Origin of the sequence: Streptomyces griseiscabiei (assembly GCF_020010925.1) — a bacterium.
Taxonomy (GTDB): Bacteria; Actinomycetota; Actinomycetes; order Streptomycetales; family Streptomycetaceae; genus Streptomyces; species Streptomyces griseiscabiei.
Genome location: NZ_JAGJBZ010000002.1, coordinates 3,750,714 through 3,764,069, shown reverse-complemented (window position 1 = coordinate 3,764,069; position 13,356 = coordinate 3,750,714). Strand labels below are relative to the sequence as shown.

The 13,356-nt window shown below is 75.8% G+C and carries 1 protein-coding gene (cut by a window edge); it reads right to left on the bottom strand.

Annotated elements, in window-relative coordinates; genetic code table 11:
* Positions 1–7: 7 nt before the first annotated feature.
* A protein-coding gene (locus J8M51_RS33290; RefSeq protein WP_434976794.1) for a type I polyketide synthase crosses the window boundary here: on the bottom strand, positions 8–13,356 show its 3' portion. Its footprint extends 1,681 nt past the window's final position; 13,349 of the gene's 15,030 nt are visible here — the last part of the coding sequence; its start codon lies beyond the right edge, outside the window; the stop codon is at positions 8–10.

Genomic DNA, 13,356 nt, shown 5'->3' with positions numbered 1-13,356 from the left:
AGGGGGGTCACGACATACCGAGTTCGTTGTCGATGAACTCGAAGAGCTCGTCGTCGCTGGCCGTGTCCATCCGCTCCTCCAGGCGGTCCCGCGCCGCGCCACCGGTTCCCGGGCGCAGCCTGCTGATCAGTTCTTCGAGCCGGCCGAGCAGTTCGGGCCCGGCCGTGCCGTTGTCCAGGGCGCCTTCCAGCAGGCCGAGTTCGGCCAGGCCCGCGGCGTCGGCGGCGAGGCCGGTGGCGGCGCTGTCGGGGGCGAGTTCGACGGACAGTTGGCGGGCGATGGCCGCCGAGGTGGGGTGGTCGAAGAGCAGGGTGGCGGGCAGCCTGAGGCCGGTGGCGGCGCCGAGCCGGTTGCGCAGTTCGACCGCGGTCAGCGAGTCGAAGCCCAGTTCCAGCAGGCCGCGTTCGGCGTCCACCGAGGCGGGGCCGGGGAAGCCGAGCACGGTGGCGGCGTGCCCGCGCACCAGGTCGAGCAGGGTCCGTTCGCGCCGCTGCTCGGGCTGGCCGGCCAGGGTGCGGCGCAGGGTGTCGGCCGCGTCCGGGGCGACCTCGCCGACGGCCGCGCTACGGCGGGCGGGCGGGCGTACGAGTCCGCGCAGCAGCGCGGGAACGCCGCCGGTGCCGGTCTGGGCGGCCAGGGCCCCGGTGTCCAGCCGCAGCGGCAGGACGACGGGTTCGCCGGTGGCGTTGGCCGAGTCGAACAGGGCCGCGCCCTCGGCCGGGGAGAAGGCGACGATGCCGCCGCGGGCGATGCGCCGGAAGTCGGCCTCGTCGAGGCCTCCGCTCATGCCGCTCTTGTTCGCCCACAGGCCCCAGGCGAGCGACGCGGCGGGCAGGCCGTTCGCCCGGCGGTGGTGGGCGAGCGCGTCCAGGAAGGCGTTGGCCGCCGCGTAGTTGCCCTGGCCCATGCCGCCGAAGATCCCGGCGATGGAGGAGAACACCACGAACGCGGACAGGTCCATGCCCTCGGTCAGCTCGTGGAGGTTCCAGGCTGCGTCGACCTTGGGCCGCAGGGCGGTGTCCAGCCGGGCCGGCGTCATCGTGTCCACGACCCCGTCGGCGATGGTCCCCGCCGCGTGCACGACGGCGGTCAGCGGGTGGGCCTCGGGCAGCGAGCCGAGCAGCCGGGCCAGTGCGTCCCGGTCGGCGACGTCGCAGGCCACGACCTCCGCGTGGGCGCCGAGTGCGGCGAGTCCGACGACCAGGTCGGCGGCGCCCTCGGCGGCGGGACCCCGGCGGCTGGTGAGCAGCAGGCGCCTCACACCGTGTTCGGCGACCAGGTGATGGGCGAGCACGGAACCGATGGCGCCGGTGCCGCCGGTGATCAGGACCGTGCCGGGGCGTCCCCAGTCGGGTGTCTCAGGCTGCTCGGCGGCGGGTACGCGGGCCAGCCGGGCGATGTGCGCACGGCCCTCGCGCAACGCCAGTTGGGGTTCGCCGGACGCGACGGCGGCGGCGAGAGCGTCCCGGGAGCCTTGCGTCCCGTCGAGGTCGGCGAGGACGAGACGGCCGGGGTTCTCGGTCTGCGCGGACCGCACCAGCCCCCATGCGGCGGCGTGGGTCAGGTCCGGCGCGTCCCCGTCGGCGCCGGCCGGGACGCCGCCCCTGGTGACGAGCACCAGCTTGGACTCCGCGAACGCGTCGTCGGCCAGCCACTCCCGTACGAGGGTGAGGGTCCGGCCGGTGACGTGCCGTACGGCGTCGGCCGTGCCCTGTCCCGCCGGTGCGGCGGGGACGTGGGCGAGGACGGCCGTGGGCCGGGCGGCTCCCTCGGTGACCTCCCGGGAGAGCGCCTTGAGGTCGATGGCGGAGCGGGTGATGCCGTGAGCCGCCCAGTCGGGTGCCTCGGCGCCGATGACGGCCCACCCGTCGGAGCCGGCGTCGGCGGGCCGGGGCAGTGTGGGCCATTCGAGGCGGTACAGGTCGTCGTGGTGCGCGGTCCGGGCGGCGCGTACCTGGTCCGGGGAGACCGGGCGGAGCACCAGGGACCGGATGGAGGCGACCGGTTGCCCGGACGTGTCGGTGGCCCGGACGGAGACCGCGTTGTTGCCCGCGGGGGTCAGGCGGATGCGCAGGGCGCGGGCCCCGGAGGCGTGCAGGCGTATGCCGTTCCAGGAGAACGGCAGCCACCCCTGGTCGGTCCCTTCGAGGACGCCGAAGATCAGCGCGTGCAGGGCGCTGTCGAGGAGCGCGGGGTGCAGCCCGAACCGCGCGGCCTCGGCCTGCTGTTCGGACGGCAGGCTCGCCTCCGCGAACACCTCGCCCTCGAGCCGCCACACCTCGCGCAGCCCCTGGAACGCGGGCCCGTATCCGAACCCGCCTTCGGCGAACCGCTCGTACAGCCCGTCCAGTTCCACGGGCTCCGCGCCGGCCGGCGGCCATGTCGCGGACGGGGCGGGTGCCGCCTCCTCGGCGGCGGGGACCAGCAGCCCCCGGGCGTGGCAGGTCCACGGCAGGTCGGCGGACGAGGTGTCCTCGGGCCGGGTGTGGACGCCGACCGGCCGGGCGCCCGAGGCGTCCGGCGCGCCGACGGAGAGCTGGAGGACCACCGCGCCCCGCGCGGGGATCACCAGCGGTGCCTCCAGGGTGAGTTCCTCGACCTGGCCGCAGCCGACCTGGTCGCCCGCCCGGACCGCCAGTTCGAGCAGGGCGGTGGCCGGGAGGAGGGCGGTGCCGTAGACGCCGTGGTCGGCGAGCCACGGGTGGGTGCGTACCGACAGCCTGCTGGTGAACAGGACTCCGTCGGTGTCGGCGAGCGGGACGGCCGCGCCCAGCAGCGGATGGTCGGCCGACAGGAGTCCGGCGGCGGCCATGCCGCCGGCCGGTGCGGTGGCCTCCAGCCAGTAGCGCTCGCGCTGGAAGGCGTAGGTGGGCAGGTCGACCTTGCCGGGCCCGCCGGGGGCACCGGCGTCCAGCACGGTCGGCCAGTCCACCGCCGTACCCCGGACGTGGAGGTGGGCGAGCGCGTCGGTCACGGCACGGGACTCCGGCCGGTCCTTGCGCAGCAGCGGCACCAGGGCGCCCGCGGCCGACGGGTCCGCGAGGTCCGTGGGGGCCGCCGGGTCCTCGGTGAGGCAGTCTCGTCCCAGGGCGGTCAGTGAGCCGTCGGGGCCGAGTTCGAGGTAGGTGACGGCGCCCTCGGCGGCGAGCCGCCGCATGCCGTCGTGGAAGCGGACCGCCTCACGGACGTGCCGCACCCAGTACTCGGGCGATGTCAGCTGTTCGGGGGTGGCCAGTTCACCGGTGACGTCGGAGACCAGGGGGATGCGCGGCGCCCGGAGGTCCAGGCGTTCGGCGACCCGCCGGAACTCGTCGAGCATGCCGTCCATGTGCGGCGAGTGGAACGCGTGGCTGACGGTGAGCCGCCGGGCCTTGCCGCCGCGTTCGCGCCACCGTTCGGCGACGTCCAGGACGGCGTCCTCGTCGCCGGAGACGACGACGGAGGCCGGGCCGTTGACGGCGGCCACCGCGACGCGGCCCTCGTGGGAGGCGAGCAGCCCGGCGGCCTCCTCCTCGGAGGCGGTCAGCGCGACCATGGCGCCGCCCTCGGGCAGGGCCTGCATCAGCCGGCCCCGGGCCGCGACCAGCGCGGCGGCGTCGGGCGCCGACAGCACCCCGGCCACATGCGCGGCCGCCAGCTCGCCGATGGAGTGCCCGAACAGCAGGTCCGGCACCACGCCCCAGTGCTCGACCAGGCGGAAGAGGGCGACCTCGATCGCGAAGAGCGCCGGCTGGGTGTACTCGGTGCGGTCCAGGAGGGCCGCCTCGGGCGACCCGGCGAGGGCGAAGGCGACCTCGCGCAGCGGCCGGTCGAGCAGCGGGTCCAGTTCGGCGCAGATCGCGTCGAAGGCGTCCGCGAAGACCGGGTGGCGGGCGTACAGTTCGGCGCCCGCTCCGGCGCGCTGGCTGCCCTGCCCGGCGAAGAGGAACGCGGTCCTGCCCGCCACGGCCGTGCCCTGGGTGGTGCCGGGCGCGCCGCCGTCGGTGGCGAGCGCCTTGAGGCCGCCGATCAGCGCCTCGCGGCTGTCGCCCACGACGGCGCCCCGGTGCTCGAAGGCGCCGCGGCCCGCGGCAAGCGTGAGCGCGATGTCGGCCGGACGCAGGGCGGGACGGGCGTCGGCGTGCTCCAGCAGCCGCTGGGCCTGGGCCCGCAGGGCGACCCGGCTGCGCGCCGACAGCAGCCACGGCACCGCGGCGCCGTCGCCCCCGGTCCCGGCCTCTTCCCCTGCGGGCCGCTCGTCGGCGCCCGCCGGAGCCGTCACGCCGTCCGGCGCGTGCTCGTCCGGGACGTGTTCCAGGATCGTGTGCGCGTTGGTGCCGCTGACGCCGAAGGAGGAGATCGCGGCCCGGCGTGGTCGCCCCTGGTCGGGCCAGGGGGTGTCCTCGGTGAGCAGCGACACGGCGCCCGCCGACCAGTCGACGAACGGGGTCGGCGCGTCGACGTGGAGGGTGCGCGGCAGGACTCCGTGCCGCATGGCCAGCACCATCTTCTGCAGGCCGGCGATACCGGCGGCGGCCTGGGCGTGCCCGATGTTGGACTTCAGCGAGCCGAGCAGCAGCGGCCGGTCCGCGGGGCGGTCCTGGCCGTACGTCGCGAGCAGCGCCTGCGCCTCGATCGGGTCACCGAGCCGGGTGCCCGTCCCGTGCGCCTCCACCGCGTCGACATCCGCGCCGGCGAGCCCGGCGGAGGCGAGGGCCTGGCGGATGACGCGCTGCTGGGAGGGGCCGTTGGGGGCGGTGAGACCGTTGCTGGCGCCGTCCTGGTTGACCGCCGAGCCCCGCACCAGGGCGAGCACCGGATGGCCGTTGCGCCGGGCGTCGGAGAGCCGTTCCAGGACGACCATGCCGGCGCCCTCGGCCCAGGCGGTGCCGTCGGCCGCGGCGGCGAAGGGCTTGCAGCGGCCGTCGGCGGCGAGCCCGCGCTGCCGGCTGAACTCGATGAACGCGTCGGGGGTGGACATCACGGTGACTCCGCCGGCGAGGGCGAGCGAGCACTCGCCGGAGCGCAGCGCCTGGGCCGCGAGGTGCACGGCGACCAGCGAGGACGAGCAGGCCGTGTCGACGGTGACCGCCGGTCCTTCGAGGCCGAAGGTGTAGGAGATCCGGCCGGAGGCGACGCTGCCCGCGCTGCCGATGCCGAGGTAGCCCTCGGTCTCCTCGGTGGGCTGCTGGACGCGGGAGCCGTAGTCGCGGTAGCTGGAGCCCACGAAGACCCCGGCCCGGCTGCCCTTCAGCGACGCCGGGTCGATGCCGGCCCGCTCGAACGCCTCCCAGGAGATCTCCAGGAGCAGCCGCTGCTGCGGGTCGATCGCCAGCGCCTCACGCGGGGAGATCCCGAAGAACGCCGGGTCGAAGTGGTCCGCGTCGTGCAGGAAGCCGCCTTCGCGGGCGTACGTCCGGCCGAGCTTCCCGGGGTCGGGGTCGTACAGCTCGTCGAGGTCCCAGCCCCGGCCGGTGGGGAACTCGGTGATGGCGTCGGAGCCCGACGTCACCAGCCGCCACAGGTCCTCCGGGGTGGTGACGCCGCCGGGGTAGCGGCAGCTCATCGCGACGACGGCGATGGCGTCGTCGTCGGCCACCGCGGTCTGTACGGGTGAGGACGCCGGCGCGGGTACGGAGGCCTGTACCGGTGCCGTACCGCCGAGTTCGGTCCGTACGTGGTCCACCAGGGCGGTGACGGTGGGGTGGTCGAAGACCAGGGTGACCGACAGGCGCAGTCCGGTGGCCTCGGAGAGCCGGTTGCGCAGGTCGACCGCGGTGAGCGAGTCGAAGCCGAGGTCCTTGAAGACCCGGCCGGGGTCGATGCCGTCGGGGTCGGGGTGGCCGAGGACGGCGGCGACCTCGGTGGCGACCAGGCGGGTCAGTTCCTCCTGCCGCTCCTGCGCGGACAGGGCCGCGAGGCGGGTGGCGAGGGAGTCCGCCTCCGTGTCCTGCCCGTCGGCACCGCCGGCGGCCAGGACGTCACGCGCGTCGGGCAGGTCGCGCAGGGCCGCGCAGGGCCGCAGGGCGGTGTAGGCCGGCGCGAAGCGGTCCCAGGCGAAGTCGCAGAGCACCAGCCTGGGCTCGGACCGGCCCATGGCTTCTTCCAGGGCGGTGACCGCCAGCTCCGGGTCCATCGGCGGCAGTCCGTTGCGCACCAGCCGTTCCCGGGCCGCGTCGGCGGCGCTGTCACCCGCCCACAGGCCCCAGGCCACGGAGGTGGCCGGCAGGCCGAGCGAGCGCCGCTGCTCGGCGAGGGCGTCCAGGAACGCGTTGGCGGCGGCGTAGCTGCCCTGTCCGGTGCCGCCGAGGGTGCCGGCGAGCGAGGAGAACAGGACGAACGCGGTCAGGTCCAGGTCGCGGGTGAGGGCGTCCAGGTTGAGGGCGGCGTCCATCTTGGGGCGCAGGACCCCGGCGGCCCGCTCGGGGGTGAGGGTGTCGAGGACGCCGTCGTCCAGGAGGCCGGCGGCGTGCACGACGGTGCGCAGGGGGCGGTCCTCGGGGATGTCCGCGAGCAGGGCGGCGAGCGCGTCCCGGTCGGCGGCGTCGCAGGCGGCGACCGTCGTCTCGGCGCCCAGGCCGGCGAGTTCGGCGACCAGTTCCGCCGCGCCGGGGGTGTCGGGGCCGCGGCGTCCGGTGAGCAGCAGGTGCCGGGCACCGGAGCGGGCGAGCCGGCGGGCGACATGGGCACCGAGGGCGCCGGTGCCGCCGGTGATCAGTACCGTGCCGTCGGGCGCGAAAGCGTCCGCCGTCGTCTCCTCGGCCGGCCGGGCCCGGACGAGTCTGCGGCCGTAGACGCCCGAGGGCCGGATCGCGATCTGGTCCTCGCCGTCGAGGCCCGCCAGTACGGCGGCCAGCCTGCCACCGGCGCGTTCGTCCAGGTCGGAGGGCAGGTCGAGCATTCCGGCCCAGCGTTCCGGATACTCCACGCCGGCCACGGCGCCGAGTCCCCACAGGGTCGCCTGGGCGGGTGCGGTGAGGGCGTCGGAGCGTCCGACGGACACCGCGCCGCAGGTCGCGGACCACAGGGGGGCGTTGATCCCGGCGTCGCCGAGTGCCTGGAGGAGGAGGGTGGTGAGGGCGAGCCCGGTCGGCAGGGCGGTCCCCTCGGCGTACGGCTGCTCGGCGAGGGCGAGCAGCGAGAGCACGCCGCCGTCCGGGGCGGCCTCGGCGCCCAGCCTGGCGGCCAGGACGGCCCGGTCGGTGCCGTCGGCGGCGATCTCGACGGGTACGGCGGTGGCGCCGTGCCGTTCGAGGGCGCGCAGCGCGCCCGCGACCACGGGGTGGGCGGCGGCGCCGGCCGGTATGACGACCCACCAGGTACCGGTGAGGGCGGGGGTGCCGGGGGTGAGGTGCAGGGCCTTGAAGGTGACGCGATAGCGCCAGCCGTCGATCGTGGTACGGCCGCGGCGGCCCCGCTGCCAGTCGGCGAGTGCGGGGAGCACCCCGTCGAGGGAGGCACGGGCCGTCGTGTCCTCGTCCGGCAGGTTCAGCGCGGCGGCGACGGCGGGCAGGTCGTGCCGTTCGACGGCGTCCCAGAAGGCCGTGTCGGCGGGCTGGGCAGCGCCGTCCCCGGCAGCGGGCGCCGCCGTCGGCTCCAGCCAGTACCGTCGGCGCTGGAAGGCGTAGGTGGGCAGTTCGACGGGGCGGGCGTCGGTGCCCGCGAACACCGCCCGCCAGTCCACCGGGACACCGTGGACGTGCGGCCCGGCGAGCGCGGTCAGGAACCGGCCGGGGCCGCCGTCGTCGGTGTGCAGCGTGCCCGTGACGAGCCCGGCGACCTCGGCCGCCTCCAGGCTCCTCTCCAGCCACACCGCCAGCACCGGGTGCGGGCCGACCTCGACGAAGGTGACATGCCCGGCGTCGATGAGCGCGGCGACCGCGCGGTGGAACTCCACGGGTTCGCGGAGGTTGCGGTACCAGTACTCGGTGTCCAGGGCGGTGGTGTCGAGGGCGCCGCCGGTGACGGTGGAGTAGAAGGCGATGTCGGTCCGGCGCGGTGTCACCCCGGCGAGCGCGTCCAGCAGTTCTCGGCGCAACCCGTCCACCTGGGGCGAGTGCCCGGCGAAGGTGACGCCCGGGATCATCCACCGCATGACGCCGTCCTCGGACAGCCGGTCGCCGAACTCCTCCAGGGCCTCCGGGTCGCCGGAGACGGTCACGGCGGCGGGCCCGTTGACGGCGGCGACGGACAACCGGTCGTCCCAGGGCGCCATCCGCTCGCGCACCTGGTCGCCGGGGAGGGCGACGAAGAGCATCGCGCCCCGGTCGACCAGCGCGGTCAGGATGCGGCTGCGCAGGGCGACGATCCTGGCGCCGTCGTCCAGGGACAGCGCCTCCGCCACCACTGCGGCGGCGATCTCCCCCTGGCTGTGCCCGATCACCGCCGACGGCTCGACACCGCAGGACCGCCAGAGCGCGGCCAGCGACACCATCACCGAGAACAGCACCGGCTGGACGACGTCGACCCGGTCGAGCGGCGGGCTGTCGGGCTCTCCCCGCAGCACACCGGTCAACGACCAGTCCACGTACGGCGACAGCGCCCGCTCGCACTGCGCCACCCGCTCCGCGAAGACCGGGACCGAGTCCAGCAGCCCCACTGCCATGCCCGCCCACTGCGAACCCTGACCGGGGAAGACGAAGACGGTACGGCCCGGGGTGGCCGCGGTGCCGTGGACCACGGCGGGGTCGTCCTGTCCGGCGGCGAGTGCGGCCAGGCCGGTGAGCAGGGTGGTGTGGTCGGCGCCGACGACGACGGCACGGTGTTCGAAGGCGGACCTGGACGTGGCGAGGGTGAGGCCGACGTCGTGGAGCCGCAGTTCCGGACGGTCCCTCAGATGGGTGTGGAGCCGCGCGGCCTGCTCGCGCAGCGCCTCCGGGGTCCGGCCGGAGAGCAGCCACGGCACGGCGGTCGCGGGTGCGTCCCCCTCGGGCTCCGGCGCGGGCTCCTCGCCGTACGGCTCCTCGATGATCACGTGGGCGTTGGTGCCGCTGAGACCGAAGGAGGAGACGCCGGCGCGGCGCGGGTGACCGTTGCGGATCCACGGCCGGGGCTCCGACAGGAGTTCCACGGCGCCCGCCGACCAGTCGACGTCGGGGGTCGGCTCCTCGGCGTGCAGGGTGCGGGGCAGCATGTCGTGGCGCATCGCCTCGACCATCTTGATGATCCCGGCGACGCCCGCGGCGGCCTGGCTGTGCCCGATGTTGGACTTCAGCGAGCCGAGCAGCAGCGGCCGGTCCGCGGGGCGGTCCTGACCGTACGTCGCGAGCAGCGCCTGCGCCTCGATCGGGTCACCGAGCCGGGTGCCCGTCCCGTGCGCCTCCACGACGTCGACCTCGGCCGGGGCCACGCCCGCACCGGCCAGCGCGCTGCGGATGACCCGCTGCTGCGCCAGGCCGCTGGGGGCGGTCAGCCCGTTGCTGGCCCCGTCCTGGTTGACGGCCGAGCCCCGTACGAGGGCGAGCACACGGTGGCCGTTGCGCCGGGCGTCCGACAGCCGCTCCAGGAGCAGCAGTCCGACGCCTTCGGCCATGCCGAAGCCGTCGGCGGCGGCGCCGAAGGACTTGCAGCGGCCGTCCGCGGCGAGACCCCGCTGTCTGCTGAAGCCGGTGAAGGACAGCGGGGTGCCCATGACGGTCACACCGCCCGCGAGCGCCAGGGAGCACTCGCCGGAGCGCAGGGCCTGGGCCGCCAGGTGCACGGCGACCAGCGAGGACGAGCAGGCCGTGTCGACGGTGACCGCCGGTCCTTCGAGGCCGAGGGTGTAGGCGATCCGGCCGGACAGGATGCTGGTGGAGATACCGGCGATGAGGTGTCCCTCGACCTCCTCGGGTACGTCGCTCAGGCCGCCGTAGCCCTGGTAGGCGGCGCCGGCGAACACGCCGACCTGGCCGCCGCGCAGGGAGGCGGGGTCGATGCCGGCCCGCTCCAGGGCCTCCCAGGAGGTCTCCAGGAGCAGCCGCTGCTGCGGGTCCATGGCCAGCGCCTCGCGCGGCGAGATCCCGAAGAAGGCGGGGTCGAACTGCCCGGCGTCGTAGAGGAATCCGCCTTCGGAGCTGTAGGTCGTACCGGGCCGGTCGGGGTCGGTGTCGTAGAGGCCGTCCAGGTCCCAGCCGCGGTCGGCGGGCAGTGCGGAGATGACGTCCCGGCCCTCGGCGACGAGCCGCCAGAGGTCCTCCGGGGTGCGGACGTCGCCGGGGTAGCGGCAGCTCATGCCGACGATGGCGATCGGGTCGTCGGCGTCGGCGGGCACGTGCGCGGGCACGGCCGGTCCGGTCGGAGCGGCCGTGTCGGGGCCGAGGAGTTCGACGCGCAGATGCCGGGCGAGCGCGTCGGCCGAGGCGTAGTCGAAGAGGACGGTGAGCGGGAGCCGCAGACCGGTGGCGGCGTTGAGCCGGTTGCGCATCTCCACGGCGGTCAGCGAGTCGAAGCCCAGTTCACGGAAGGCGCGTTCGGGGGCGATGGCGTCGGCGGAGCCGTGGCCGAGCACGGCCGCCGCGTGGCCGCGTACGAGGTCGGTGAGCAGGCGGTCGCGGTCGGCGGGGGGCAGGTCCGCTATGCGGTCGCGCAGCGAGGAGGCGGTGTCGTCGCCGTCCTGGGCGGGTGCGGTCTCCTCGGCGAGCGCGCGGCGGACCTCGGGCAGGTCGCCGATGAGCGGGCTGGGCCGGGCCGAGGTGAACACGGGTGCGAAGCGGTCCCAGTCGACGGCGGTGACGAGGACGACGGTCTCGTCGTCGGTCAGGACCTGCTGGAGCCCGGTCAGCGCGACCTGGGGGGCCATGAAGGGGATGCCCCGGCCGCGCAGCTGCTCCTCGACGAGGTTGGCGGCCATGCCCGCGCCGCCCTCGGGGTCCCAGATGCCCCACACCACGGAGGTGGCGGTGCGGCCTTGGGCGCGGCGCCGGTCCGCGAGCGCGTCGAGGTGGGCGTTGGCGGAGGCGTACGCGCCGTGGTCGGCGCTGCCCCAGACGCCGGAGATGGAGGAGAACAGGACGAAGGAGTCGAGGTCGTCCCGGTCGAAGACGGCGTCGAGGTTCTCCGCGCCGGCGACCTTGGCGTAGAGGATGTCGGCGAACTCGTCGGGGTCGGTGTCGGACAGTGGCACGAGCAGGCCCGTGCCGGCGGCGTGGATGACGGTCCTGATCCGGGAGCCGTCCTGTTCGATACCGGCCACCAGTTCGGCGAGCCGGTCGCGGTCGGCGACGTCGCAGGCGGCGACGGTGACCCGGGTGCCGAGCGCGGTCAGCTCGGCGGCCAGGTCGGCCGCGCCGGGGGTGTCGGCGCCCCGGCGGCCGACCAGGACGAGGTGCTCGGCACCGCTCTCGGCCAGCCGGCGGGCGAGGTGCGCGCCCACGCCGCCGGTGCCGCCGGTGACCAGAACCGTGCCGCGCGGCTGCCAGGCGTCCGCGCGGGCGGGGTCGGCGGGCCGGGCGCGAACCAGCCGCCGGCCGTACGCGCCGGAACGGCGTACGGCGACCTGGTCCTCGTCGTCCCGGCCGGCCAGGACGCCGCACAGCAGGGCGGCGGACCGCTCGTCGAGCGTGCCGGGCAGGTCGACCAGACCACCCCAGCGCTGCGGGTGCTCCAGCGCGGCACACCGGCCGAGGCCCCAGACCATGTGCTGTCCGGGGCTGGTCACCGCGTCGTCGCGGCCCGTCGTGACCGCTCCCCGGGTGGCGCACCAGAGCGGGGCGGTGACGCCCGCGTCGCCCAGGGCCTGCACGAGGGTCAGGGTGAGCGCGAGGCCGAGGGGAAGGTGGGGGTGGCCCGGGTGGGGGCGCTCGTCGAGGGCGACGAGGGAGAGGACGCCGTGGACGGGGCCGGTGGCCGCCTCGGACAGGTGCGCGGTCAGCGTGGCCCGGTCGGCGTGGGCCTCGGTCAGGACGACGGGCACGGGGACGGCGCCGGCCTCGCGCAGCGCCCGGACCACGGCGTCCCGCGCCGGGTCGTCCTGCGTGCCGTCAGTGACCGCCACCAGCCAGGTACCGGTCGGGGCGGCTTCGGTGCGGCCCGCCGGGGCGGCGGCGAGGGGCCGCCAGTCGATCCGGTAGCGCCAGGAGTCCACGGTCGCGCGTTCGTCGCGCCGCCTGCGCCAGTCGGCCAGGGCGGGCAGGACGACGGTCAGCGGATCCTCGGGGCGGACGCCGAGCGTCGTGGTGAGCGCCGGGAGATCCTGTCCGCCGACGCTCTCCCAGAAGGCGGCGTCCGCCGGGTCGGTGGCGCCGGCGGTGTTCTCGGCGCCGGCCCGGGGCCGTTCCAGCCAGTACCTGCGCCGCTGGAAGGGGTACGTGGGCAGGTCGACGGTGTCGCCCGGGTGCCCGGCGAGCAGCGTGTCCCAGTGCGGCGCGAGTCCGCCGGTGTGGGCCTCGGCGAGGGAGAGTAGGAACCGGTCGAGGCCGCCCTGGTCGCGGCGGAGGGTGCCGACGGCGACGGCGTCGCACTCCTCGGCCTCGGCGGTCTGGCTGATGCCCACGGTGAGCACCGGGTGGGCGCTGGACTCGACGAAGAAGCGGAAGCCCTGGGCGAGCAGGGTGCGGGTGGCCTCCTCGAACCGCACGGTCTGCCGCAGGTTGCGGTACCAGTACTCGGCGTCCAGCGCGCCGGAGTCCTGCCAGCTCAGGTCCACGGTGGAGAAGAACGGCACTTGGCCGGTCGTCGGCTCGATGTCCGCGAGGCACTCCAGGAGCCGTTCGCGGATCTCCTCGACGTGCGCGGAGTGGGAGGCGTAGTCGACGGGGATGCGGCGGGCCCGTACGTCCGCACCCTGGAGTTCGGCCACCACGCCGTCGATCGCCTCGGTGTCGCCCGACAGCACCGTGGCGGCCGGGCCGTTGGCGGCGGCCACGAAGAGCCTGCCGTCCCACTGCCGGAGGCGGTCGGCCAGCTCCTCCGGCGGCAGCGGGACCGAGGCCATGCCGCCCCGGCCGGCGAGGGCGGTCAGGGCCTGGCTGCGCAGGGCGACGACCTTGGCGCCGTCCTCCAGGGACAGGGCTCCGGCCACCACCGCGGCGGCGATCTCGCCCTGCGAGTGGCCGAGCACGGCGTCCGGTTCCACACCGGCCGAACGCCACAGCGCGGCCAGGGAGACCATCACCGCCCACAGCGCGGGCTGGACCACGTCGACGCGGTCCAGCGGCGGGGTGCCGGCGTCGCCGCGCAGGACGGCGGCGAGCGACCAGTCCACGTGCGGGGCCAGGGCGCGTTCGCAGGCGGCCATGCGGGCGGCGAAGACCGGCGAGGAGTCGAGCAGGCCGAGTGCCATGCCGGTCCACTGGGAGCCCTGCCCGGGGAAGACGAAGACGGTACGGCCCGCGGGTCCCGCGACACCGCGGACCACCCCCGCCGCCTCGCCGCCGGTCACCAGGCCGGTGAGTCCCG